We start from the raw sequence: 23,014 nt of genomic DNA on the forward strand, positions 1-23,014 counted from the left end.
CCGGGTGTTTGCCGAGCGCTGGCCCGGCGGGCTGAACACACCTGAGGAACGCCCCGTACGGAACGGTGGCGGACCCGCACCCCCACGCGGGTCCGCCACCTCACCGGGCTTTGAACGGGAAGGACCTCCGGGTGCCTGTCTTCACACGCTTCAGCGGGTCGTCGCAGCCGGGTGACGGCGTGCCCGAGGCCGAGGAGGAGCCGGCGGGTGGGGAGAGGGAGGAGGACGAGAGAGAGGCGACGGCCGCGTCCGGTCCGGCCCCGGAGACCTCACGTACCCCCCTCGGGCACCGCCTCACGCGCCTGCGCACCTGGCGCACCCGGCACCCCCGAACCGCCCGCGCGCTCCGCCTGGCCACCACCACCCTCGCCGCCGTCCTGGTCCTCGGCGCGCTGCTGCTGCCCAACACCCTCCCCGCCCTGAAGGCGGTCAGCTTCGCGCGGATCCCGGCCGAGGCGGTCATCGGGGCCGTCGTCGTGCTGGCACTGCCGCGCCGGCCCCGGCTGGTGGCGGCGGTGCTGTACGGGCTCGGCCTGACCGCCCTGACGACGGTGAACCTGCTCGACATGGGGTTCAACGAGTACCTGGGCCGGGGCTTCAACGCCGCGCTCGACTGGGATCTGCTGCCCGACGCGCAGGCGTACGTAGAGGACACGCTGGGCGGGGGCGTCGCGACCGCCGCCGCCGTCGGGGCGGTGGTGCTCGTGCTGCTCGTGGCGGCCGTCATGGTCGCGGCGACGATCCGGCTCGCGACCGTGCTGGCCCGCCACCGGGTCCGGGCGACCAAGGGCGCCTTGATCGCCGGCACCGTCTGGGTCACCTGCTCCGCGCTGGGCCTGACCCTGTTCGGCGGGCCGATCGCCTCCGAGCGCGGGGCCGGGGCCCTCCGGGTGCACGCGCAGCGGACGGTGGAGTCGCTGCGGGACGAGGCGGAGTTCGTGAAGCAGTCGAAGGCGGACACGTTCGGCAACACCCCGCCCGGCCAGCTGCTCCCGGACCTGCGGGGCAAGGACGTGATCTTCACGTTCATCGAGAGCTACGGCCGCAGCGCCGTCGAGGACCCGATCATGGCACCCGGCGTCGGCCGGACCCTCGACACGAGCACCGAGGCCCTGGAGAAGGCCGGCTTCGCCGCCCGCAGCGGCTGGCTGACCTCGGCGACGTACGGGGGCAGCAGCTGGCTCGGCCACTCCACGACCATGTCCGGCCTGTGGATCGACAACCAGCGCCGCTACCGCACGGTCAGCGCGGGCGACCACCTCACCCTCACCAAGGCGTTCCAGAAGACCGGCGCCTGGGACACGGTCGGCGTCATGCCGGGCGTGCAGAAGGGCTGGCCGGAGGAGAAGTGGTACGGCCTCGACAAGCTCTACGACTCCCGTGACCTGGGCTACCGGGGACCGAAGTTCAGCTGGTCGACCATGCCCGACCAGTACGCGCTGGAGGCGTTCCAGCGCCGGGTGCACGGCAAGAAGCGCGACAAGCCGCTGATGTCGTTCGTCATCCTGACCTCCAGCCACCAGCCCTGGGCGCCCATCCCGAAGATGGTCGGCTGGGACGAACTCGGTGACGGCTCGGTCTTCGACGCGATCCAGAAGGCCGGGAACAAGGCCTCGGACGTCCTCACCGACACCACCAAGTCCCGCGAGGAGTACGGCAGGTCCATCCAGTACTCGCTCACCAGCCTCACCCAGTGGCTCCAGCGCTACGGCACCGACGACACCGTCCTGGTCTTCCTCGGCGACCACCAGCCCATCGCCCGGGTCAGCGGGAACGGCGCCAGCCGGGACGTGCCGGTGTCGATCGTCGCGAAGGACCCGAAGGTCCTGGACAAGGTCGCCGGCTGGAACTGGACGGAGGGGCTCAAGCCCGGCCGGGACGCGCCCGTGTGGAAGATGGACGCCTTCCGCGACCGATTCCTGAAGGCGTTCGGCTCCACGCCGCACCCCTCCAAGGGCTGATCAGCCGCCCGAGGTGTCCAGCTCGGCGTCCTCGCCGACCCCGGCGCAGTCGTAGGGGTCCTTCAGCCAGCCGTCCGGCAGCACCACCCGGTTGTTGCCGGACGTACGGCCCCGGGGTCCGTCGGCGCCGACGGGCCAGGGCTGGTCGAGGTCCAGCTCGTCCAGGCCGGAGCGCAGCGCCTCCAGGGACGAGGTGATCGCGAGGCGCTTGCGCATCTCGGAGCCGACCGCGAAGCCCTTCAGGTACCAGGCGACGTGCTTGCGGAAGTCGATGACGCCCCGGGCCTCGTCGCCGATCCACTCGCCGAGCAGGGTGGCGTGCCGGACCATGACGTCGGCGACCTCGCGCAGGGCGGGGCGGGCGATGTCCTCGGTGCGGCCCTCGAAGGCCGCCACCAGGTCGGCGAACAGCCACGGCCGCCCGAGGCAGCCGCGGCCCACGACGACACCGTCGCAGCCGGTCTCGCGCACCATCCGCAGCGCGTCCTCGGCCGACCAGATGTCGCCGTTGCCGAGCACCGGGATCTCCGGCACGTGCTCCTTCAGCCGGGCGATGGCCTCCCAGTCGGCGGTGCCGCCGTAGTGCTGGGCGGCGGTGCGGCCGTGCAGGGCGATGGCGGTGACGCCCTCCTCGACGGCGATGCGGCCCGCGTCGAGGAAGGTGATGTGGTCGTCGTCGATGCCCTTGCGCATCTTCATCGTCACGGGCAGATCGCCGGCGCCGCTGACGGCCTCGCGCAGGATGGCCCGCAGCAGGTTCCGCTTGTACGGCAGCGCGGAGCCGCCGCCCTTGCGGGTGACCTTCGGCACCGGGCAGCCGAAGTTCAGGTCGATGTGGTCGGCGAGGTCCTCCTCCGCGATCATGCGGACGGCCTTGCCGACGGTCGCGGGGTCCACGCCGTACAGCTGGATGGAGCGGGGCCGCTCAGTCGCGTCGAAGTGAATGAGCTGCATGGTCTTCTCGTTGCGCTCGACCAGCGCCCTGGTGGTGATCATCTCGCTGACGAACAGGCCCTTGCCGCCGCTGAACTCCCTGCACAGGGTGCGGAAGGGCGCGTTGGTGATCCCGGCCATGGGGGCCAGGACGACGGGCGGCTGGACGGTGTGCGGGCCGATCTCCAGGGGCGTGGACATGCCTCCATTGTGCCGTGCAATGAAACGGCAAAATTCATTAGTTAGCCACACTATCGACTTCGGCGTACGATGGTCCGCATGCCCGAGCTCAGTCACCGCCGCCGCATGCTGGTGCTCGCGATCTGCTGCATGAGCCTGCTGATCGTGAGCCTCGACAACACGGTCCTGAACGTGGCCCTGCCGTCCATGCAGCAGGACCTGCACGCCAGTACGTCGGGGCTGCAGTGGACCATCGACGCGTACACGCTCGTCCTGGCCTCGCTGTTGATGCTCGCGGGCTCCACGGCCGACCGGATCGGCCGCAAGCGGGTCTTCATGGCGGGCCTGGTCGTCTTCACCGTCGGCTCGGTGCTGTGCTCCCTCGCGCCGAACCTGGAGGCGCTGGTCGCGTTCCGGATGGTCCAGGCGGTGGGCGGCTCGATGCTGAACCCCGTCGCCATGTCGATCATCACCAACACGTTCACGGACCCGCGCGAGCGGGCCCGGGCGATCGGCGCCTGGGGCGCGGTCGTCGGCATCTCCATGGCCGCCGGCCCGCTGGTCGGGGGTCTGCTGGTCGACTCCGTCGGCTGGCGCTCCATCTTCTGGATCAACCTGCCGGTGGGGCTTGCGGCCCTGCTGCTCACCCTGCGCTTCGTCCCCGAGTCCCGGGCGCCGCGCGCCCGGCACCCCGACCCGGTGGGCCAGGTGCTGGTGATCGTGCTGTTCGGCTCCCTGACGTACGCGATCATCGAGGCGCCGAGCACTCCGCTGCGGTCCGTCGCGCCGCTGGCCGTCGTCGCCCTGGCCGCCTTGGCGGCACTGCTCGTCTACGAACCGCGCCGCAAGGAGCCGCTGATCGATCTGCGCTTCTTCCGTTCGGCGCCGTTCAGCGGAGCGACGGTCATCGCGATCAGCGCGTTCGCCGCGCTCGGCGGCTTCCTGTTCCTGTCGACGCTGTACCTGCAGAACGTTCGCGGCCTGAGCGCCCTGGAGGCGGGTCTGTGGATGCTGCCCATGGCGGTCCCGACGTTTCTGTGCGCGCCGCTGTCGGGCCGCCTGGTGGGCACGCGGGGCCCCCGCCTGCCCCTGCTGATCGCGGGCTTCGCGATGACGACGAGCGGGGTCCTGTTCGCCGCGTTCGAGGCGGAGACCTCGAACGTGACGCTCTTCGCCGGCTACGTCCTGTTCGGCATCGGCTTCGGGTTCGTCAACGCGCCCATCACCAACACGGCGGTGTCCGGCATGCCGCGCGCCCAGGCGGGTGTGGCCGCCGCGGTGGCCTCCACGAGCCGGCAGCTGGGCCAGACGCTGGGTGTCGCGGTGGTGGGTGCGGTGCTCGCCTCGGGCGTCGGGGCGTCTTCCTACCGCGAGGCGTTCGTGTCCGCGGCGCGGCCCGGCTGGTGGATCCTCGCGGTGTGCGGCTTCGCGGTGCTGGCGCTGGGGGCGGTGACGAGCGGGCGGTGGGCCCGGGGCACCGCCGAGCGGGCCGCGGAGCGGCTGGAGCCGGCGGAGGTGCGGCAGACCGTCGGGACGAGCGGCTGAGCCCGGAACGGCCCCCGGGCCCGGCGGCCGCCGGTGTCGGCCGTGTCTGCGACTGGGATCCGCTCAGTCGAGACAGAACTCGTTGCCCTCGATGTCCTGCATCACGATGCACGACTCGTCGTACTCGTCGGCGAGCAGCACGCGCACGCGGGTGGCGCCGAGCGCGACCAGGCGTGCGCACTCGGCTTCGAGCGCGGCGAGGCGTTCCTCGCCCACGAGCCCGGTGCCGACGCGCACGTCGAGATGCACCCGGTTCTTGACGACCTTGCCTTCGGGGACGCGCTGGAAGTACAGCCGCGGGCCCACGCCCGAGGGATCACCGCAGACGAACCCCGCGCCCTGGCGCTCGGGCGGCAGGGTGCGCTCGTAGTCGCCCCACGTGGCGAACCCCTCCGGCGGCGGCGGTACGACGTACCCCAGCACCTCGCACCAGAAGCGGGCCACCCGCTCGGGTTCCGCGCAGTCGAACGTGACCTGGACCTGCCTGATCGATGACATCGGCACACCCTAGCCGGGCTCTGCCGCTCATCTCCCGGCATATATCGGCACATTGGCGTGCGGCCCCGCGCGCATCGGGCCCGTCGGCGTCTGAGAACTCGTCCCCGGGGAAACCCCGTTGATGTTGGTCTTGCTGCACACTCCTTGCTGCGAGCAGACCGGAACGCCGGATTTCTCGACACGGGAGGGGCGCCATGACGCAGATCGACACGAGCAAGGTCAGCCGCTGGGACCAGCACGGCCGGGAGCATGTGGTGCGCGTGCACCGGACGGGCGTGCAGCGCACGATCAGATGCGGCACCTGCGGCTGGCGCAGACGTGCCCAGTTCCTGCCCTGGCTGAAGGCGGAGGAGCACTTGGCGGAGGCCCACCAGGCGACGGTGGACCCGACGGCGGCGTGAGCCGGCCCGAACCCTGCTAGTAGAGGATCGAGGGCAGGTACGCGCCGTCGGGCCGGTTGTACAGGCCGATGGTCATCAGGCTCATCAGCTGCACGACCTTGAGGCCGTTGGACAGGCACCACTTGAGCAGCGCGCTGTCTTCCGTGGGGACGAGGATGCCCGGGCCGCCGAACTGCGGGGCCGCCGCGATGAGGGCCTGGAGGTCCGGGGTGGTCTCGCCCACGGCGTGTGCGAAGAAGGCCAGGTCGGTGGCGTACCCGGTGACGCGTCCCTCGCGTTCGACGACCAGGGCGGTGCCCTGTTTGAGCGCGTCGGCGACCTCCCCGCCACGGTCGACGCCGTGGACCTGCCGGCACACGTCGTTGCAGGGGCCGAGGTCCGCGTCCGTGGCCTCCCGCACCGGGTATCCGGGCATCGCACGCCGGATCGGCGGGCCCTGTACGCAGGCCATCGTGGCCCGGTGGACGAAGCCCAGGCCGACGTACAGCGAGAACGACCTGTTGTGGTAGCCGGTCTGCAACAGCCGGATGCCCGGCGCCCCGCGCTCGGCGGCCCGGTCCATCACGTCCCGCATCAGGCGGCGGCCCACTCCCGAGTTCTGCGTGGCGGGGTCGACGGTGACGGGCCCGACCCCGACGACGGCCGAGCGTTCGTCGAGGAAGTTGCTGCCGACGATCCGCCCGTCGAGCTCGGCGACGACACCGTAGAAGCCCGGGTGCGTCAGGGCTCCCTCGATCAGCGCGACACCCACTTCGGGGCTGGGGATGTCGGGTGGGAACGCATGCTCCTCGGCGATGCCGGAGAAGGCCTCGTAGCAGATCCTTCCGCACTCTGCGGCATCGTCCGCAGTGCCCGGGCGCAGTGTGAGAGTCACGATCGCCATCCCTTCTTCGCGCCCCCGCGCGGCGACCCACCCCTCGCTTCCCATCCTGTGCCCGTCCCGGCCGGGACGCACCCGGTACTTGCGTTACACCCCTACGGTGTTCGCCGCAGTCCCTGCACCAGCAGGTCGACGACCGCCGCGAAGTCGGCTTCGGTCCCCGGCTCCTCCCACTCCCTCGCATAGCAGGGGTCGTGGAAGCGGCCCGTGGCCTGGAAGACCGCCCTGGCCGCTGCCTCCGCGTCGGTGGCGGCGAAGTCGCCGGTCTCGACGCCGGCCTGGATGATGCGCGTCAGCTGGGACTCCAGGTCGGTGACGTGCTCGCCCACCGCCGTACCGGCCTCGCCGGTGAGGACCATGTACGTGGCGAACAGCTCCGGGTCCTCGCCCGCCTTGCGGCGTTTCGCGGCGAAGAGCGCGGCGAGCCAGTCCCGCAGCCTGGCCTCCGGGACGCGGTCCGCCTCGGCGATCCCGGACAGCTGGCCGGACGTGCGGTCCAGCCAGCGCTTGGTGACCGCCTCGCGCAGCGCCGCCTTCGTGCGGAAGTGGCGGTAGACACTGCCGTGGCTGACGCCGAGCGCCCGGGCGACGTCCACCACGGTGGCCTTGGCCGGTCCGTGGCGGCGCAGCACCTCCTCGGTGGCTTCGAGGATGCGCTCGGCGGTCAGAGTCTCGCTGGTCGGTGCCATGCCCTGACCGTACCCAACGCCCGGTTCAGCTTTCGAGGTGCGCCATCTGGGCTGCCGGGTAGCGGTCACCGGCGGCGGCACCGGCCGGTACGGCCTCCTCTATCGCGGCCAGGTCGGACGGCTCCAGCGTCACCTCCAGCGCGCCCAGCGCCTCCGTGAGCCGGTCTCGGCGGCGGGCGCCGACCAAGGGCACGATGTCCTCACCGCGGGAGAGCACCCAGGCGATGGCGATCTGGGCGACGCTGACGCCCTTCTGCTCGGCGATCTTCCGCAGCGCTTCGACGAGGCCGAGGTTGTGCCGGAGGTTGTCGCCCTGGAAGCGCGGCGACATCGCCCGGAAGTCGCCCGGGCTCAGCTGCCGGTCGGCGGTGAAGTGGCCGGAGATCAGGCCCCGGGAGAGCACGCCGTACGCCGTGATGCCGATGCCCAGCTCGCGGGTGGTCGGCAGGATCTCCTCCTCGATGCCGCGGGAGATGAGGGAGTACTCGATCTGGAGGTCGGAGACGGGTGCCGTCGCCGCCGCCCGGCGGATCGTCTCGGCACCGACCTCGCTGAGGCCGATGTGCCGGACGTAGCCCTTCTCGACGAGTTCCGCTATCGCGCCGACCGTCTCCTCGATCGGCACGTCCGGGTCGAGGCGGGCGAGGCGGTAGACGTCGATGTGGTCGACACCGAGGCGCTGGAGGGAGTGGGCGGCGAAGTTCTTGACGGCGGCGGGCCGGCCGTCGTAGCCGAGCCAGTTGCCCTCCGGGCTGCGCAGGGCGCCGAACTTCACGCTGATCAGGGCCTGTTCGCGCCGGGCGGCGGGAGCGGCGCGCAGGGCCTCGCCGATCAGCATCTCGTTGTGGCCCATGCCGTAGAAATCGCCGGTGTCGAGCAGGGTGACGCCCGCTTCGAGCGCCGCGTGGAGGGTCGCGATGGACTCGGCCCGGTCGGCCCCGCCGTACAGGGCGGACATGCCCATGCAGCCGAGACCGAGGGCGGAGACCTGGGGGCCGGTGGTTCCGAGGGGGCGGGTTCGCATCGTCATGCCCTCCACCTTGCCATGACGGATGACAGATTTCAATATCTGTCAGTCGATACTTGTCAGCCCCTTTCGGCACTCGGCTGCGTCTCGGTCCCGCCCGCCGTCCGCGGCTACCGCGCCGTGAGCGCCAGCTTCGCCCCCAGCGCCACGAAGGACCCCGCGAAGCCCCGCCGCAGCCAGGCCGTCACCCGCGGCCGGTCCACGACATGCCGGCGCACCGACGCGGCCAGCACCCCGTACGCGGCGAACACGACGAAGGTCGCCAGCATGAAGACCCCGCCGAGCCCCGCCATCCGCAGCACCGCGTGCGGCTCCCCGGGGCCGACGAACTGCGGCAGGAACGCGAAGAAGAAGATCGTCAGCTTCGGGTTCAGGATGTTGATCAGCACCCCGCGCACGATCACCCGCCGCGCCGGCATCTCCCGGGCCGCCTCCCCCTCCTCCACCACGAGAGCCTCCTTGTCCCGCACCGTCGCCCACGCCATGTACAGCAGGTAGGCGACGCCCGCGTACTTCAGCACCTGGAACGCGGTCGCGCTCGCGTGCAGCAGCGCGGCCACGCCGGTGACCGTGGCCAGCAGGTGCGGCACGATCCCGAGCGTGCAGCCGACGGCCGCGACGACGCTCGCGCGCCGCCCCCGGGAGAGCGCGGCAGCGAGGGTGTAGACGACGCCGGTGCCCGGCGTGGCGACGACGACGAGGGTGGTCAGCAGGAACGCGATGCTCATGCCGTCACCCTGGCGCGGTCCCCGCCCCGGCAACAGGACCAATCGGCCCCGCCGCTACAGGACCAATCCGCCGCGCCCCAGAGACCTCAGCGCCCCCACCGGTCGACACCTTTCACACCCGCTCGGACAATGGAAGTGCCGGTGAGCGGTCTCCCCGGCGGCGCCCGCCCACCGGTCGCGCGGAACTCCTGCGCCGCCCGAGGGAGCACGCCATGACGATCCGTATCGCCACCTTCAACACGGAGAACCTCTTCCGCCGCCCCAAGGTCTTCCGCCTCCCGGGCGACAAGCAGCGCCGCGAGATCCTCGGTGACTACGCCGAGCTGGTCTCCCTCCTGGAGCGGGAGACCTACGACGACGACACCAAGACCCGCATCGCCGCGCTCCTCAAGAAGTACCGGGTGCACGACTCGCGCACGGACCGGCCCTTCTTCGTCAACGAGACGCGCGGCCAGGGCACGTTGTTCAAGACGAAGGGCGGCGGCGAGCACGTCAGCTTCGAGATCGTCGCCAAGGGCCGCCAGGGGTGGACGGGCTGGGTGGACCTCGTCCGTGACGACCTCGACTGGGAGGTCGTCCACAACACCGGCCGGGTGGTCGCCGAGGTCGACGCCGACATCCTGCTCACGGTGGAGGTGGAGGACCGCACGACCCTGCGCCGCTTCAACCAACAGGTGCTGGGTGCCGATCTGAAGAAGACGCCGTACCCGTACGACCTGGTGATCGACGGCAACGACCCGCGCGGCATCGACGTGGGGATCCTCAGCCGCCACCCGGTCACGTCCATGCGGTCGCACGTGTTCGACCCCGACCCGGACCGCCCGGGCGCGTACCTCTTCAGCCGGGACTGCCCCGAGTACGAGATCCAGATCGGCAGCACGCCGCTGTGGCTGCTCGGCAATCACCTCAAGAGCCAGAGCGGCGACGACCCGGAGCTGCGCATCGCCCAGGCGCGGCGGGTGGCGTCGATCTACCAGACCGCCCTGGAGCGTTCGCCGTACGTCGTGGTCGCCGGAGACCTCAACGACGAGCCGTCCAGCGAGGCGATCCGGGCCCTGACGGACACGGGGCTGCGGGACGTGATGAGCCACCCGTCCTACCGGGGCGCCCCGGGCACCCACGGCACGGGCAACGACGAGAGCCAGAAGCTCGACTACGTGATGCTGCCGCCGCCGCTGTGGGAGCAGGTGCAGCACGTGGACGTGGAACGCCGGGGCGTCTGGGCGCCGTCCGCCGTCAAGTCCTTCGACACCGTCACCTCGAAGTGGAACCGCGCCTCGGACCACGCGGCGGTCTACGTCGACCTGGACCTGTGAAACGCGGTGGTGCCGGGCCCCTCCGAGGAGGAACCCGGCACCACGACGCTGCCAGAGGCGATCAGCAGCCGATCAGGCGGGCCGCCAGGTAGCCCTCGATCTGGTCGAGGGAGACGCGCTCCTGCTTCATCGAGTCACGCTCGCGGACGGTGACCGCGTTGTCCTCCAGGGTGTCGAAGTCGACCGTCACGCAGAACGGCGTGCCGATCTCGTCCTGGCGGCGGTAGCGGCGGCCGATGGCGCCGGCGTCGTCGAACTCGATGTTCCAGTTCTGGCGGAGCGCCTGGGCGAGGCCCTTGGCCTTCGGGGACAGCTCCGGGTTGCGGGACAGCGGCAGGACCGCGACCTTCACCGGGGCGAGGCGCGGGTCGAGGCGCAGCACCGTGCGCTTCTCCATCTTGCCCTTGGCGTTGGGCGCCTCGTCCTCGATGTAGGCGTCCAGGAGGAACGCCAGCATCGCGCGGCCGACACCGGCCGCGGGCTCGATGACGTACGGCGTCCAGCGCTCGCCGGCTTCCTGGTCGAAGTAGGTGAGGTCCTGGCCGGAGGCCTTGGAGTGGGCGCCGAGGTCGTAGTCGGTGCGGTTGGCGACGCCTTCGAGCTCGCCCCACTCACTGCCGCCGAACTGGAAGCGGTACTCGATGTCGGCGGTGCGCTTGGAGTAGTGGGAGAGCTTCTCCTTCGGGTGCTCGTACCACCGCATGTTCTCCTCGCGCAGGCCCAGGCCGGTGTACCAGTTCCAGCGCTGCTCCATCCAGTACTCCTGCCACTTCTCGTCCTCGCCCGGCTTGACGAAGAACTCCATCTCCATCTGCTCGAACTCGCGGGTGCGGAAGATGAAGTTGCCGGGCGTGATCTCGTTGCGGAAGGACTTGCCCATCTGGGCGATGCCGAACGGCGGCTTGCGGCGCGAGGTGGTCTGCACCTGCGAGAAGTTGGTGAAGATGCCCTGGGCGGTCTCGGGGCGCAGGTAGGCGACGGAGCCGGAGTCCTGCGTGGGGCCGAGGTGGGTGGACAGCAGGCCCGAGAACTGCTTGGGCTCGGTGAACTGGCCCTTGTTGCCGCAGTTGGGGCAGTTGACGTCCGCCAGGCCGTTCTCCGGGGCGCGGCCCTTCTTCTCCTCGTAGGCCTCCTCCAGGTGGTCCGCGCGGAACCGCTTGTGGCAGGAGGTGCACTCGGTCAGCGGGTCCGTGAAGGTGGCGACGTGGCCGGAGGCGACCCAGACCTCGGGGGCCAGGATCACGGACGAGTCGATGCCCACGACGTCCTCGCGCGACGTCACCATGTAGCGCCACCACTGGCGCTTGAGGTTCTCCTTGAGCTCGACACCCAGGGGGCCGTAGTCCCAAGCGGCGCGCTGACCGCCGTAGATCTCACTACAGGGGAATACGAAGCCACGGCGCTTGCTCAGGCTGACGATGGTGTCGATCTTGTCGGCGGCCACGGTGCTCTCTTCATTACGACGACGGGCGACGAAGCGAGTTGCTTCCAGCGAATGCTTCAGGTTACCGGCGGGGGCGCCCCCTCAATCAAATCGCTCCCCCTTCGGCCGCCGCCGGCCCCTCCGGATGCCGCTGGTGGGGACCGTTTATTGACAACGGTTTCCATATTTGCTGAAAATGAGTGTCATGAACGTACGACGACGCCTCATACCCGCCGCCCTGGCCTCCGCTCTCGGCCTCGGCGCCCTGACCGCCTGCTCCAGCGACAGCGCGGCCTCGGGCAACACGGACAAGTTCGACGTCGTCGCGTCGTTCTACCCGATGGCGTTCCTCGCCGAGCAGATCGGCGGCGACCACGCGAACGTCACCAGCCTGACCGAGCCCGGCCAGGAGCCGCACGACCTGGAGATCAGCACCAAGCAACGGGCGCAGCTCGAAGAGGCCGACGCGGCCCTCTACCTCAAGGGTCTCCAGCCCGCGGTCGACGAGGCCGTCGGCCAGACGGGCATCAAGACCAAGATCGACGCGGCCACGCTGACCCACCTGGAGGACCACGGTACCGGCGGCCACGCCCACGAGGGTGAGGAGGGCCACGCCGAGGAGGAGGAGCACGGCCGCGACCCGCACGTCTGGCTCGACCCGGTGAGGTACGCCGAGATCGCCCAGGGTGTCGGCAAGGCCTTCGAGAAGGCCGACCCGGACCACGCCGCCGACTACAAGAAGAACACCGCGGCCCTGGTCACGAAGCTGAAGGGCCTGGACAGCGACTTCGAGAACGGCCTGAAGAACAGCAAGTCCAAGGTCTTCTTCACCAACCACGCCGCCTTCGGCTACCTCGCCGAGCGCTACGGCCTCACCCAGGAGGCCATCTCCGGCATCGACCCCGAGAGCGAGCCCAGCGGCGCCCGGGTCCGGGAGCTCCAGCAGGAGGCCAAGGCCGACGGCGTCACCACCGTCTTCTACGAGACACTGGTATCCGACAAGACCGCGAAGACCCTCGCCCGGGACGCGAACCTGAAGACGGACGTCCTCGATCCGCTGGAGGGCATCACCGGCAAGTCCCGCGGCGACGACTACTTCCAGGTCATGGAAGCCAACCTCAAGGCCCTTCAGGCGGCCCTGGGAGCCAAGTGACACACCCATCGGAGGACGGCATGACCGAGCCCGTCGTATCCCTGCGCGGGGTCCGCGCCGACCTGGGCTCGCGCCCCGTGCTGCGCGGCATCGACCTCACCGTGCGCCACGGCGAGGTCGTCGCCCTGCTCGGCGCGAACGGCTCGGGCAAGTCGACGGCCGTGCGCAGCATCATCGGCCAGGTGCAGACCGGCGCCGGCGAGATCCGGCTGTTCGGCACGGACCGCAGGCGCTTCCGTGACTGGCACCGCGTGGGCTACGTCCCGCAGCGCACCACGGCCGCGGGCGGCGTGCCCGCCACGGTGACCGAGGTGGTCTCCTCCGGCCGCCTGTCCCGGGCCCGCTTCGGCGTGCTGCGCAAGGCCGACCACGCGGCCGTACGACGTGCCCTGGACCTCGTCGGCATGGCCGACCGGGCCAAGGACTCGGTCGACGCCCTCTCCGGCGGCCAGCACCAGCGCGTCCTCATCGCCCGCGCGCTCGCCTCCGAACCCGAGCTGCTGATCATGGACGAGCCGATGGCGGGCGTCGACCTGGCCAGCCAGGAGGTCCTCGCGCACACCCTGCGGGAGCAGGTCGGCCAGGGCACGACCGTGCTGCTCGTGCTGCACGAACTGGGCCCCCTGGAGCCCCTCATCGACCGGGCGGTCGTCCTGCGCGACGGCTGCGTCGTCCACGACGGGCCGCCCCCGAAGGCCGTCGGACAGCACGCCCTGCCCGGCCACGACCACGTACACCCGCACGCGCCGGCGGGCGCCGAACCGATCCGCACGGGACTGCTGAGCTGATGGACTTCCTCGACTACGCCTTCATGCAGCGGGCCCTGCTCGCCGCCGTCCTGGTCGGCATCACCGCCCCCGCCGTCGGCATCTATCTGGTCCAGCGCCGCCAGGCCCTGATGGGCGACGGCATCGGCCACGTGGCGATGACCGGCGTCGGCCTCGGATTCCTGCTGACCTGGTCCCCGGTGTGGACGGCGGCCCTCGTCTCGATCCTCGGCGCGGTCCTCATGGAGCTGATCCGCTGGTACGGCAAGACCCGCGGCGACATCGCCCTCGCGATGCTGTTCTACGGCGGCATGGCCGGCGGTGTGATGTTCATCAACCTCGCGCCCACCGGCTCCAACGCCAACCTGACGTCGTACCTGTTCGGCTCGCTGTCGACGGTGTCCCAGTCGGACGTCACGGCGATCTGCGTCCTCGCCGCCTTCGTCGTGCTGGTCACCCTCGGCCTGCGGCGGCAGCTGTTCGCGGTCAGCCAGGACGAGGAGTTCGCCCGGGTGACGGGCCTGCCGGTGCGCGTGCTGAACCTGCTGACGGCGGTCACCGCGGCCGTCACGGTGACGGTGGCGATGCGCGTGGTCGGGCTGCTGCTGGTCAGCGCACTGATGGTGGTTCCCGTCGCGGCCGCCCAGCAGATCGGCCGCAGCTTCGCGGCCACCTTCGTGATCGCCGTGGCCATCGGCGTGAGCGTGACGCTCGGCGGTACGGTCACCTCGTACTACCAGGACGTCCCGCCCGGCGCGACGATCGTGCTGCTGACCATCGGCGCGTTCATCGTGCTGACGGCGCTCGCGGCCCCGCTGGCGCGCCGCCGCGCCCGCGCCGCGGCGGGCGGGGACACGACGGCCGACCCCGCCGAGTGCGCGATTCCGGGCAGCCGGGCGGCGGCCGACGAAGTCGGCGTCTGACCGCCCCCGCCCCGGGCTGGCACAATGGCCCGGGCAAGGCAGACGTGAGGAGGCAACGGTGACGACCGCTGGACCGTCCGTGAAGGGCCGCGCCACCAAGCAGCGGGCCGCTGTGGCGGCGGCCCTGCAGGAGGTCGACGAGTTCCGCAGCGCGCAGGAACTGCACGACATGCTCAAGCACAAGGGCGACTCGGTCGGGCTCACCACGGTCTACCGCACCCTGCAGTCCCTCGCCGACGCCGGTGAGGTCGACGTCCTGCGGACCGCCGACGGCGAGTCCGTCTACCGCCGCTGCTCCACGGACGACCATCACCATCACCTCGTGTGCCGGAGCTGCGGCAAGGCCGTCGAGGTCGAGGGGCCGGCCGTGGAGAAGTGGGCCGAGTCCATCGCGGCGGAGCACGGGTATGTGAACGTGGCTCATACGGTGGAGATCTTCGGGACCTGCGCGGACTGTGCGGGGGCCTCCGGCGGTTGAGCCGTTGATCGCCGTGGGGGTGGCGCAGTTCGTCGGCTGCGGCTGGATCGTGGCTGGTCGCGCCCCGCGGCGGAGCCGCACATCAACACAGCCCCGCGCCCTTTGGGCAGGCCAGGATCACGGTGCGGCTGACCGCCGCCGCGGCCCGGCTGCCGCCGGAGGCGATGCCGGGCCGCGCACGCGCGTTACGGCTGCTCGCCCTCCATGGCCAGCAGTTCCTCGTTCGGCACGGCCCCGCCGAAGCGCCGGTCCCGTGCGGCGAACTCCAGGCAGGCCCGCCACAGGTCACGCCGGTCGAAGTCCGGCCACAGCACGTCCTGGAAGACCATCTCGGCGTAGGCGCTCTGCCAGATCAGGTAGTTCGAGGTGCGCTGCTCACCGCTGGGCCGCAGGAACAGGTCCACGTCCGGCATGTCCGGGTAGTACAGGTACTTCGCGAAGGTCTTCTCGCTGACCTTGGACGGGTCGAGCTTGCCGCTCCTCACGTCCTCCGCCATGGCCTTGGCGGCGTCGGCGATCTCGGCCCGGCCGCCGTAGTTCATGCAGAAGTACAGGGTCAGCCGGTCGTTGTCCTTGGTCTGCTCCTGGGCGACCTGGAGCTCCTTGGCGACCGAGCGCCACAGCTTGGGCATACGGCCCACCCAGCGCACCCGGATGCCCAGCTCGTCGAGCTGGTCGCGGGTCTTGCGGATGAAGTCCCGGTTGAAGTTCATCAGGAAGCGCACCTCGTCGGGCGAACGCTTCCAGTTCTCGGTGGAGAAGGCGTACAGCGAGATGGCGCCCACGCCCATCTCGATGGCGCCCTGGAGCACGTCCAGCACGCGCTCGGCGCCGACCTTGTGCCCTTCGGTGCGCGGCAGGCCCCGGTCCTTGGCCCAGCGGCCGTTGCCGTCCATGACGATCGCCACATGCTGCGGTACGAACTCCCCGGGAACCTTCGGGGGCCGCGCGCCGGACGGGTGCGGCTCCGGCGTCCTGTACTCCCGGCGCTGGCGCCCCAGGATCCCGCGTACGGCCATGTGTTTCTCGTCTCCTCGTGCTCGCTTGCTCTGTTTTCCGCTGCTCGCGATGTCCGCTGCTCGCGCTACTTCTCGACGTAGCGCAGAGAGCGCAGGCCGCGCTCCATGTGCCAGTGCAGATACGCGGACACCAGCCCGCTGCCCTCGCGGACGTAGCGCGCCTCGCACGCGTCCGCGGTCTCCCAGTCTCCCGTAAGCAGGGCGGCGAGGAGTTCCAGGGCCTGGGGCGAGGGTACGACGCTGCCGGGCACCCGGCAGTCCACACAGACGGAACCGCCCGACGCGACGGAGAAGAACCGGTTGGGCCCGGGCATCCCGCACTTCGCGCAGTCGGTGAAGCTCGGGGCGTATCCGTTGACGGCGAGGGAGCGGAGCAGGAACGCGTCGAGCACGAGGTGCGGCGCGTGCTCCCCGCGGGCGAGGGTCCGCAGGCCTCCGACCAGCAGCAGGTACTGCTGCACGGCCGGCTCGCCCTCATGGTCGGTGAACCGCTCGGCGGTCTCCAGCATGACGGTGCCGGCCGTGTACCGGGCGTAGTCGCTGACGATCCCGCCGCCGTACGGCGCGATGGTCTCGCTCTGCGTGCACAGCGGCAGCCCCCGCCCGACGAGCTCGCTCCCCTTGGCGAAAAACTGCACGTCGACGTGGGAGAACGGTTCGAGGCGCGCACCGAACTTCGACTTCGTCCGGCGCACGCCCCGGGCCACGGCGCGTACCCGTCCGTGACCGCGCGTGAGCAGCGTGATGATCCGGTCCGCCTCACCCAGCTTCTGGGTGCGCAGCACGATGCCGTCGTCGCGGAACAGACTCATGGAGCCATTCTGGCAGGACCGTCACGTCAAGGGACCTCGCCCCTGCTACGGGCGTTGGCGTACGCGGTCGCCGCGCGCAGCCGCTCGGCCGGTGTGGCGTGCCGCACGGCTCCGGGGTCGGCGTCCCACTCCCTGCCGCCCCCGTAGGGCCTCAGCTGCACATAGGGCCCCTCATGCCCCATCACGATGCCGAGGCGGCCGCTGCGGGTGTCCACGACATGAGCGCCGACCGGAGGCTTCATCGCGGCACCGCCGCGAGCCGCTGGCTGGTATCCCATGCACACCGGCCCCCTTCGAAGAGCGGGCAGGGCACTTCTCCCACAAAACTCACCGGGGCAAGTCCCGGTAAGGGCAGGATGATTCCGGCCTTGATGAGTTCTGCCCGCAATTCTTTCACCGCGTCCTCCGCTCCTCCGGCGCACCGCGCCGAGTGTCGTGCCTCCACCGTGCTCCCCCTCCTTTCGCGGTTTCACTCTTCGCATCCCTCTGGTTACGCTCCGCGTCTACACTCGGGAAGGGTCTGTGCCGTACAACTGCGGTGCGGCACAAAGGGGTTCGGCACGAGGGCTGCAAAACGCCCTGACGGGAAACGAGGTGAGGCAGCGCCTGCGGGACGGCTTCTCCGCACAACACACGTCGGTCATCACGACCGGAACTCTTCCGAGCAGGACGGACATGGCCTCGGTCATCCGCACCACCCTGGGGTAATCCCCCTGGAACACCGGGAGTTACCCGGATGTGACCCTCCGCCGAAGTCCGCCAGGCTGCTTGGCATGAAGCAGATCACGAAATGTGTGGCGCTGGTCGCCGCCGCCGGTGCGGTGCTCGGGTTCGCGGGGCCCGGTGGGGGGTCCGCCGCCGCACCCGAGTCCCTCGACTGGACCAGGTGCACCGGCCCCGGCCTCGACCCCAGGCAGCAGTGCGGCACCCTCGAGGTCCCCATGGACTACTCCGATCCCGGCAGCCCGCAGATCAGGATCGCCGTCAGCCGGATCCCCAGTGAGAAGCCGTCCGCGCGGCGGGGCGCGCTGTTACTCATCCCGGGCGGTCCCGGCGGGGACAGTCTGGGCGACCCCTCCGGCAAGGGGCAGAAGCTGCCGCAGAAGGTGCGGGACGCCTACGATCTCGTCGGCTTCGCACCGCGCGGGATGGCGCCCTCCACCTCCGTCGACTGCAAGCTCGACCCCGACGGCATCAGCATGACCAAGCGTCTGCCCTGGCCGGCCCCGGACGGTTCCGTCGAAGGGAACATGGCCACCGCCCGGCGTACGGCGCAGGCCTGTGCCCGAAACGGCGGTGAGCTCATCCGGCACATCAGCACCGCCAACGAGGCCCGCGACCTGGACCGCCTGCGGGCCGCCCTCGGCGAGAAGAGGATCTCGGCGTGGGGCGTCTCGTACGGCACCTACGTCGGCGCCGTCTACGGCCAGTTGTTCCCGCACCGCACCGACCGCATCGTGCTGGACAGCAACAACAACCCCGACCACACCCGCGTGACCCGCAACTGGCTCGCCGCCTTCGAGACCGGTGTCGAGGACAACTTCCCCGAGTTCGCCAGGTGGGCCTCCAGGCCCGGCAATCCGCACCGGGTCGCCCGTACGCCCGCCGAGGTCCGGTCCGGCTTCCTGCGGCTCGCCGCCCGGCTGGACCGCGACCCCCTCCCCTGGCCCGGCGCCGTCCCCCCGCGGCTGGACGGCAACGCGCTCCGCCAGACCATGCTGTCCAGCCTCTACGACCCCGACGACTACCCGACCCTGGCCAAGGCCATCCGCGCCGCCCGCGAGGGCACCGCGCCGCCCGCGCCCGAGGCCCCGCCGGAGCCGGTGCTGCAGAACATCGCCGCGGTCGGCGTCGGCACCATCTGCAACGACGTCGACTGGCCCGGCTCCGCCGCCGATTACCAGAAGGGCGTCGACGAGAGCCGGGCCGCGTACCCGCTGACCGCGGGCATGCCGCGCGGGCCGATGGTGTGCGCCGCGTGGCCGTACAAGCCGAAGGAGCCGGCCGTGCGGGTCACCGACCGCGGCCCCTCCAACACCCTGCTCGTGCAGAACGAGCGGGATGTCGCCACCCCCCTCGCGGGAGCCCGGAAGCTGCGGCGGGCCCTCGGCGACCGGGCGGTCATGGTGACCGTGGACTCCACCGGCCATGACGCCTATCTGGCCAACGGCAACGCCTGCGGCGACGCCACGGTCTCCCGCTTCCTGGCGACGGGCCGGCGCCCGGGCCGGGACCTGTACTGCGACTGACCGGATCAGCGTTCGGTGAGGGGGGCCGGGGCCTCCTGGACCGCCCAGCCGTTGCCGTCGGGGTCCTGGAAGAAGAGGAAGGAGTTCCAGCCGTCCTCGCCCCGGCCCTCCGCCCAGCCGGACGCGCCCACGTGCAGGACCGGCGTCACCTCGACCCCGCGTCCCACCAGCGCCGCCCTGGCCGCCTCGATGTCCGTCACACAGAGCTGGAGGCCCCGCAGCGAACCGGGGGCCATCCGGGGCTGCCCCGGCGACTCGGGCATCCCCGACTCCAGCACGATCGAGCAGCGCGACCCGGGCGGGGTCAGCTGGACGAAGCGGCCGACGCCCTCGAAGAACGAGGCGTCGATCTCGGCGCGGAATCCGCACTGGTCCTGGTAGAAGGCCTTGGCCCGGTCCAGATCGCTGACCGGCACGACGAGCACTTCGAGGGTCCAGTCCATACGCGCACCTCCCCGGCCATCGTCCCCCCGCCCCGCGGGCCTCGCGACGTCAGCCGTGCCGGCCGTACCGGCGGGCCACCGCGCGGAACGCCTCCTTCGGCTCCCAGTGCCAGTCGGAGGCGGGGTCGTCCGGGCGGTCCCTGATCACCTTGGTGAGGGCGTACGACGCCATGTCGAGGTCGAGGCGGGGCGTGTCCGGGCGGTGCGGGGCGTCCGCGCTGACGAACTCGAAGGCCATCGCCCCGTACAGGCCCATCGACTCGAAGACGTCCAGCAACCCGCCCACGTAGTCGGCCTGGACGCGCTCGCTGCGGACCGGGTTCCCCTTGATCTCCGGCGGCTCCTTGTCGTGGTCCACGATGTCCCAGCCCATGCCGCCGGTCTCGGGAGCGCCGACGTACGCGCACGTGCCGAACTCGGTGATGGCGAGCGGCTTGCCCGGGCGGAGGCAGCGCTTCAGCTCCCGGACGTGGTCGGCCCGCTTCTCGAAGTGCGCGTAGTAGTCGATGCCGACGATGTCGAAGAGGTTCCAGTCCGGGTCGTCGATGCTCTGGGCGGCGGCGTAGCTGAGGTTGCCCCTGAAGACGGACCTGCCGGTCTTCGCGGCCTTCGCGGTGAACTCGGCGAGACGCCGCCGCATGCGCGGCCAGTCGACGGTGCCGTTCTGGAGGTGCCTGATCCGGTCCAGGACCGTCTCGCCCGGCAGGATGCCGGGGACGAACAGCCAGAACTCGCAGCCGACGCTGAAGTCGACGCTCGCGCCCTGCCTGCGCAGCCGCTCCGCGAACCGCCCGGTTTCGGCGATGTGCTCCAGGATGTCGCGCTGCGGGGCGTCTCCGAGGGTCGGCTGGAGCCACACGTGCAGTCCGCGCTCGGCTGCCTCGGCGGCGGTCTTCGTGAGGCGTTCGACGCCGTCGCCCGTGACGTCGACGGTGTCGGCGTGCAGGTCGTCCCGGATGGCCCGGATGTCGTGGCGCATCCGCCGGGCACTCCACGCGGTGCCCGGCGTCTCCCCCGCCCCGACCGTGTAGACGACGCCCCGCCGGCGCAGTCCCCGGCCGTGCCGGGCTTGTGCGGCTCGGGCCTGCCCCGCCGGTCCCACCGCCCCGGCGACCCCCACCGCCGCCGCCCCGGCGAGGAACTGTGCCCGGCTGATCCCCTTCGCCTGCCTGGTCCCCTTGGTCTCTTCCATGCCGCCCACTGTGCCGAGCGGGCGCCGGGTCCGCTGTCGGCCGACGGTCTACGGCAGCGCGACCAAGGGATGAGGTGCGGCGCCGAAGGAGACGCCCGTCAGGCTCGCCCCTCGCCGAACCGGCGTACGTACCGCCGCTGCCAGGGCGTCTCCACCGCGTGCCGGTCGTAGTGCCGTCGGACGTACTCCACCGCCTCCTCCCCCGGCACCCCGTCCAGCACCGCCAGGCAGGCCAGGGCCGTGCCCGTACGGCCGCGTCCACCGCCGCAGGCGATCTCCACCCGCTCCCCGACGGCCCGCTCCCACACGTCGGCCAGCACCGCGCGGGCGGCCGCCCGGTCCGCCGGGAGACGGAAGTCGGGCCAGCGGATCCAGGCCGAGTCCCAGGGGACCTCGGGCGGCTGCCGGCCGAGCAGGTAGACGCCGTAGGAGGGCAGGGGCGCGCCGGGGTTCAGGGGATGCCGCAGGCCCCGGCCTCGTACCAGCCGGCCGGAGGGCAGTCGCAGGGCACCGGCGTCGCTCTCGCTCCACAGCTCGCTCACGCCCCTCATCATGCTCCGCGCTCGCCCGCACCGGGGCGGATTCGAACTGGCGCACCGTCAACTCGCGTCCCAGGCAGCGCCGATGGTCCGGCCTCTGATGGATACGCCATTCGTGTGCGATCCCTTGACCACCCCCACGGCCCCTCCTATCGTCGCGCTGACCCCAGGACGTAGGACGTCGTATCTCCCCTGCCAGTCCCTGCCACCGGATCTCGCTGGAGGACCCTTGCGCGACGTGACCCCCGACGTGCCGGCGCCCCACCGCCGGTCGTTCCTGAAGTACACCGGCGCGCTGGGCGCGGCCGCCGCCGTCTCCGCGTCGCTGTCGGCCTGTTCGTCCGGTCCGGAGTCCACCAACGACACCGGCACCGGCGGGGGCCGGGACCGGACCCTCACCGCGGTGATCGGCTACGGCAACGACGGCAGCTGGGACCCCACCCAGACGGCGTCCGCGTTCTGCATGGCCGCCAACCACCACATCTACGAGGGGCTGCTGGACACCGACCCGATCTCCCGCGAGCCGTACGCGGCGCTGGCGACCGAGGTGCCGGAGAACCCGGACGGCACGTCCTGGAAGTTCACCTTGCGGGCGGGTGCGACGTTCCACGACGGGAAGCCCGTCACCGCCGACGACGTGGTCTTCGTGTTCGAGCGGATCCTCGACCCGGACACGCAGACCCTCGCCAAGGGCTTCTTCGCGAGCTGGCTGAAGGAGGTCCGGAAGATCGACGCGCGGAACGTCGAGCTGGTGCTCAAGTTCCCCTTCCCGGAGGGTCTTTCACGGCTGACACTCGCCAAGATCATGCCGAGGCACGTGTTCTCGAAGCCGGGGGCCTGGGACGAGGCGATCAAGGGCAAGGCGATCGGCTCGGGGCCGTACCGGCAGACCGCGCACCACCCGAAGTCGAACACGACCTTCGAGGCGTTCGACGGCTACAACGGCCCCCGCAAGCCCGCCTTCCGCAAGATGAACTGGCTGACGATCGTGGACGCGGCCCCCCGCGTCGCGAAGATCTCGGGATCGAGCGCGGGCGCGCAGATCGCGGACAACATCCCGTACGCCAACATCGGGCAGCTGGAGAACGGCGGCATGACGGTCGCCGGCGGGGCCGGGATGAACAACCTGTTCCTGATGTTCAACACCAGGCACAAGCCCTTCGACGACCCGCGCGTGCGCCAGGCCCTGCACTACGCCATCGACACCGGGAAGATGGTCGAGGTCGCCCTCAAGGGCCACGGCAAGCCCTCCACCTCCTTCCTCGACGAGGCCAACCCGTCCTACCGCCGGGCCAGGACGGTCTACGACTACGACCCCGACAGGGCGAGGGCACTGCTGGAGGGGGCCGGGGTCAGGAGGCTGAGCATCGACATCCTCGCCGTGAACGTCAGCTGGATCGTCGACTGCCTGCCCACCATCAAGGCGTCCTGGGACGCGATCGGTGTCGAGACGACCCTGTCCCCGCAGGAGACCACGGCCGTCTTCACGAAGATGGACCAGAAGCAGGACTACCAGGTCGTGGCCGCCGCCTCGAACCCCAACCAGTTCGGCCTCGACGCCGACCTGATCATGCACTACAACTACGGGCCCGAGAACCTCTGGATGCAGTACACGCGGTGGGCCTCCGACCCCGTCGCCCGGCAGCTCTTCAAGGACATGGACCGGGCCACCCGGGAGCCCGACCCGGCGAAGAAGAAGGCGATGGTCCAGGACTACATCGACGTCGTCGCCGAGCAGGCCGTGCTCTACCCGGTCGTCCACAACGAGCTGATGACCGCCTGGAACCCGGCACAGCTCAGCGGGATAAGGGCACAGCCGTACCCGGGCATCAACCTCCTCCAGGCCAAGTGGGCCTAG

Annotated in this window: 23 protein-coding genes; 10 read left to right on the forward strand and 13 right to left on the reverse strand. The window is 71.0% G+C overall.

Annotated features, from left to right (window positions below; all coding sequences use genetic code 11):
• The first annotated feature begins 131 nt into the window (after nt 1-131).
• Complete coding sequence (locus HNR57_RS06875; RefSeq protein ID WP_184557698.1) at nt 132-1,961, forward strand: alkaline phosphatase family protein; 1,830 nt, start codon at nt 132-134, stop codon at nt 1,959-1,961.
• Here the strand turns inward: HNR57_RS06875 and dusB are convergent, their stop codons facing one another.
• Nucleotides 1,962-3,095: a tRNA dihydrouridine synthase DusB gene (gene dusB, locus HNR57_RS06880; RefSeq protein ID WP_184557701.1), complete on the reverse strand. Its 1,134-nt coding sequence runs from the start codon at nt 3,093-3,095 to the stop codon at nt 1,962-1,964.
• A gap of 78 nt (nt 3,096-3,173) precedes the next feature.
• Here dusB and HNR57_RS06885 point away from each other — a divergent pair, with 78 nt between their 5' ends.
• A complete protein-coding gene (locus HNR57_RS06885; RefSeq protein WP_184557704.1) occupies nt 3,174-4,619 on the forward strand; it encodes an MFS transporter in 1,446 nt (481 codons plus the stop codon).
• A 63-nt stretch (nt 4,620-4,682) separates the two neighbouring features.
• Here the strand turns inward: HNR57_RS06885 and HNR57_RS06890 are convergent, their stop codons facing one another.
• A complete protein-coding gene (locus HNR57_RS06890; RefSeq protein WP_184557707.1) occupies nt 4,683-5,117 on the reverse strand; it encodes a VOC family protein in 435 nt (144 codons plus the stop codon).
• Between the two features lie 194 nt (nt 5,118-5,311).
• Between HNR57_RS06890 and HNR57_RS06895 the strand changes: the two genes are divergently transcribed.
• On the forward strand, nt 5,312-5,518 hold the full coding sequence (locus tag HNR57_RS06895) for a hypothetical protein (protein ID WP_184557710.1): 207 nt from the start codon (nt 5,312-5,314) through the stop codon (nt 5,516-5,518).
• A 16-nt stretch (nt 5,519-5,534) separates the two neighbouring features.
• Here the strand turns inward: HNR57_RS06895 and HNR57_RS06900 are convergent, their stop codons facing one another.
• From HNR57_RS06900 to HNR57_RS06915, 4 genes are all read right to left on the reverse strand, one after another.
• A complete protein-coding gene (locus HNR57_RS06900) occupies nt 5,535-6,401 on the reverse strand; it encodes a GNAT family N-acetyltransferase (protein ID WP_184557713.1) in 867 nt (288 codons plus the stop codon).
• A 92-nt stretch (nt 6,402-6,493) separates the two neighbouring features.
• Nucleotides 6,494-7,087 carry a TetR/AcrR family transcriptional regulator gene (locus HNR57_RS06905; RefSeq protein ID WP_184557716.1) on the reverse strand — a complete coding sequence of 198 codons (594 nt, stop codon included), beginning with the start codon at nt 7,085-7,087 and terminating at the stop codon, nt 6,494-6,496.
• Nucleotides 7,088-7,112: 25 nt separating this feature from the next.
• Nucleotides 7,113-8,117: an aldo/keto reductase gene (locus HNR57_RS06910; protein ID WP_184557719.1), complete on the reverse strand. Its 1,005-nt coding sequence runs from the start codon at nt 8,115-8,117 to the stop codon at nt 7,113-7,115.
• Nucleotides 8,118-8,224: 107 nt separating this feature from the next.
• Nucleotides 8,225-8,842 carry a LysE family translocator gene (locus tag HNR57_RS06915; RefSeq protein ID WP_184557722.1) on the reverse strand — a complete coding sequence of 206 codons (618 nt, stop codon included), beginning with the start codon at nt 8,840-8,842 and terminating at the stop codon, nt 8,225-8,227.
• 212 nt (nt 8,843-9,054) lie between these two features.
• On the opposite strand from HNR57_RS06915, the gene HNR57_RS06920 reads away from it, so the two are divergent.
• Nucleotides 9,055-10,158 (forward strand): endonuclease/exonuclease/phosphatase family protein, encoded by a 1,104-nt coding sequence (locus HNR57_RS06920; RefSeq protein WP_184557725.1) that lies wholly within the window; start codon nt 9,055-9,057, stop codon nt 10,156-10,158.
• 61 nt (nt 10,159-10,219) lie between these two features.
• On the opposite strand, the gene HNR57_RS06925 is transcribed toward HNR57_RS06920, so the two are convergent.
• Complete coding sequence (locus tag HNR57_RS06925) at nt 10,220-11,602, reverse strand: glycine--tRNA ligase (protein ID WP_184557728.1); 1,383 nt, start codon at nt 11,600-11,602, stop codon at nt 10,220-10,222.
• A gap of 184 nt (nt 11,603-11,786) precedes the next feature.
• Between HNR57_RS06925 and HNR57_RS06930 the strand changes: the two genes are divergently transcribed.
• Genes HNR57_RS06930 through HNR57_RS06945 form a run of 4 tightly spaced genes read left to right on the forward strand, consistent with a single transcriptional unit; the run spans nt 11,787 to nt 14,902 of the window.
• On the forward strand, nt 11,787-12,734 hold the full coding sequence (locus HNR57_RS06930) for a metal ABC transporter substrate-binding protein (RefSeq protein WP_184557731.1): 948 nt from the start codon (nt 11,787-11,789) through the stop codon (nt 12,732-12,734).
• Nucleotides 12,735-12,754: 20 nt separating this feature from the next.
• Entirely contained in the window at nt 12,755-13,522 is a 768-nt protein-coding gene (locus tag HNR57_RS06935) for a metal ABC transporter ATP-binding protein (protein ID WP_184557734.1), read from the forward strand.
• Complete coding sequence (locus tag HNR57_RS06940; protein ID WP_184557737.1) at nt 13,522-14,424, forward strand: metal ABC transporter permease; 903 nt, start codon at nt 13,522-13,524, stop codon at nt 14,422-14,424. The genes HNR57_RS06935 and HNR57_RS06940 overlap by 1 nt, the downstream gene beginning before the upstream one ends.
• Before the next feature lie 58 nt (nt 14,425-14,482).
• A complete protein-coding gene (locus HNR57_RS06945) occupies nt 14,483-14,902 on the forward strand; it encodes a Fur family transcriptional regulator (protein WP_062926757.1) in 420 nt (139 codons plus the stop codon).
• 185 nt (nt 14,903-15,087) lie between these two features.
• Here HNR57_RS06945 and HNR57_RS06950 read toward each other — a convergent pair whose 3' ends face one another.
• The 3 genes from HNR57_RS06950 to HNR57_RS06960 all read right to left on the reverse strand — a co-directional run bounded on the left by HNR57_RS06950 (nt 15,088) and on the right by HNR57_RS06960 (nt 16,975).
• Nucleotides 15,088-15,921, reverse strand: a complete 834-nt coding sequence (locus HNR57_RS06950; protein ID WP_184557740.1) for an isoprenyl transferase — start codon at nt 15,919-15,921, stop codon at nt 15,088-15,090.
• Nucleotides 15,922-15,986: 65 nt separating this feature from the next.
• Nucleotides 15,987-16,733, reverse strand: a complete 747-nt coding sequence (recO, locus tag HNR57_RS06955; protein ID WP_184557743.1) for a DNA repair protein RecO — start codon at nt 16,731-16,733, stop codon at nt 15,987-15,989.
• A gap of 26 nt (nt 16,734-16,759) precedes the next feature.
• Complete coding sequence (locus HNR57_RS06960; RefSeq protein WP_184558865.1) at nt 16,760-16,975, reverse strand: hypothetical protein; 216 nt, start codon at nt 16,973-16,975, stop codon at nt 16,760-16,762.
• A gap of 531 nt (nt 16,976-17,506) precedes the next feature.
• Here HNR57_RS06960 and HNR57_RS06965 point away from each other — a divergent pair.
• Nucleotides 17,507-18,982, forward strand: a complete 1,476-nt coding sequence (locus HNR57_RS06965) for an alpha/beta hydrolase (protein ID WP_184557747.1) — start codon at nt 17,507-17,509, stop codon at nt 18,980-18,982.
• Nucleotides 18,983-18,987: 5 nt separating this feature from the next.
• Here HNR57_RS06965 and HNR57_RS06970 read toward each other — a convergent pair whose 3' ends face one another.
• From HNR57_RS06970 to HNR57_RS06980, 3 genes are all read right to left on the reverse strand, one after another.
• Nucleotides 18,988-19,425 (reverse strand): VOC family protein, encoded by a 438-nt coding sequence (locus tag HNR57_RS06970; protein ID WP_184557750.1) that lies wholly within the window; start codon nt 19,423-19,425, stop codon nt 18,988-18,990.
• Nucleotides 19,426-19,474: 49 nt separating this feature from the next.
• Nucleotides 19,475-20,617: a glycoside hydrolase family 113 protein gene (locus tag HNR57_RS06975; RefSeq protein ID WP_184557753.1), complete on the reverse strand. Its 1,143-nt coding sequence runs from the start codon at nt 20,615-20,617 to the stop codon at nt 19,475-19,477.
• Between the two features lie 98 nt (nt 20,618-20,715).
• Complete coding sequence (locus HNR57_RS06980; RefSeq protein ID WP_184558867.1) at nt 20,716-21,168, reverse strand: protein-tyrosine phosphatase family protein; 453 nt, start codon at nt 21,166-21,168, stop codon at nt 20,716-20,718.
• Between the two features lie 217 nt (nt 21,169-21,385).
• On the opposite strand from HNR57_RS06980, the gene HNR57_RS06985 reads away from it, so the two are divergent.
• On the forward strand, nt 21,386-23,014 hold the full coding sequence (locus HNR57_RS06985; RefSeq protein ID WP_184557756.1) for an ABC transporter substrate-binding protein: 1,629 nt from the start codon (nt 21,386-21,388) through the stop codon (nt 23,012-23,014).

Source organism: Streptomyces paradoxus (assembly GCF_014202475.1).
GTDB lineage: Bacteria > Actinomycetota > Actinomycetes > Streptomycetales > Streptomycetaceae > Streptomyces > Streptomyces paradoxus.

Bases quoted from the DNA above. Each gene is read 5' to 3' on its own strand.
- HNR57_RS06920 (WP_184557725.1), top strand. From the start codon at position 9,055: ATGACGATCCGTATCGCCACCTTCAACACGGAGAACCTCTTCCGCCGC.
- HNR57_RS06905 (WP_184557716.1), bottom strand. From the start codon at position 7,087: ATGGCACCGACCAGCGAGACTCTGACCGCCGAGCGCATCCTCGAAGCC.
- HNR57_RS06940 (WP_184557737.1), top strand. From the start codon at position 13,522: ATGGACTTCCTCGACTACGCCTTCATGCAGCGGGCCCTGCTCGCCGCC.
- HNR57_RS06980 (WP_184558867.1), bottom strand. From the start codon at position 21,168: ATGAGGGGCGTGAGCGAGCTGTGGAGCGAGAGCGACGCCGGTGCCCTG.
- HNR57_RS06975 (WP_184557753.1), bottom strand. From the start codon at position 20,617: ATGGAAGAGACCAAGGGGACCAGGCAGGCGAAGGGGATCAGCCGGGCA.
- HNR57_RS06960 (WP_184558865.1), bottom strand. From the start codon at position 16,975: ATGAAGCCTCCGGTCGGCGCTCATGTCGTGGACACCCGCAGCGGCCGC.
- HNR57_RS06895 (WP_184557710.1), top strand. From the start codon at position 5,312: ATGACGCAGATCGACACGAGCAAGGTCAGCCGCTGGGACCAGCACGGC.
- HNR57_RS06970 (WP_184557750.1), bottom strand. From the start codon at position 19,425: ATGGACTGGACCCTCGAAGTGCTCGTCGTGCCGGTCAGCGATCTGGAC.
- dusB (WP_184557701.1), bottom strand. From the start codon at position 3,095: ATGTCCACGCCCCTGGAGATCGGCCCGCACACCGTCCAGCCGCCCGTC.
- HNR57_RS06915 (WP_184557722.1), bottom strand. From the start codon at position 8,842: ATGAGCATCGCGTTCCTGCTGACCACCCTCGTCGTCGTCGCCACGCCG.
- HNR57_RS06910 (WP_184557719.1), bottom strand. From the start codon at position 8,117: ATGACGATGCGAACCCGCCCCCTCGGAACCACCGGCCCCCAGGTCTCC.
- HNR57_RS06950 (WP_184557740.1), bottom strand. From the start codon at position 15,921: ATGGCCGTACGCGGGATCCTGGGGCGCCAGCGCCGGGAGTACAGGACG.
- HNR57_RS06900 (WP_184557713.1), bottom strand. From the start codon at position 6,401: ATGGCGATCGTGACTCTCACACTGCGCCCGGGCACTGCGGACGATGCC.
- HNR57_RS06935 (WP_184557734.1), top strand. From the start codon at position 12,755: ATGACCGAGCCCGTCGTATCCCTGCGCGGGGTCCGCGCCGACCTGGGC.
- HNR57_RS06965 (WP_184557747.1), top strand. From the start codon at position 17,507: ATGAAGCAGATCACGAAATGTGTGGCGCTGGTCGCCGCCGCCGGTGCG.
- recO (WP_184557743.1), bottom strand. From the start codon at position 16,733: ATGAGTCTGTTCCGCGACGACGGCATCGTGCTGCGCACCCAGAAGCTG.
- HNR57_RS06930 (WP_184557731.1), top strand. From the start codon at position 11,787: ATGAACGTACGACGACGCCTCATACCCGCCGCCCTGGCCTCCGCTCTC.
- HNR57_RS06890 (WP_184557707.1), bottom strand. From the start codon at position 5,117: ATGTCATCGATCAGGCAGGTCCAGGTCACGTTCGACTGCGCGGAACCC.
- HNR57_RS06885 (WP_184557704.1), top strand. From the start codon at position 3,174: ATGCCCGAGCTCAGTCACCGCCGCCGCATGCTGGTGCTCGCGATCTGC.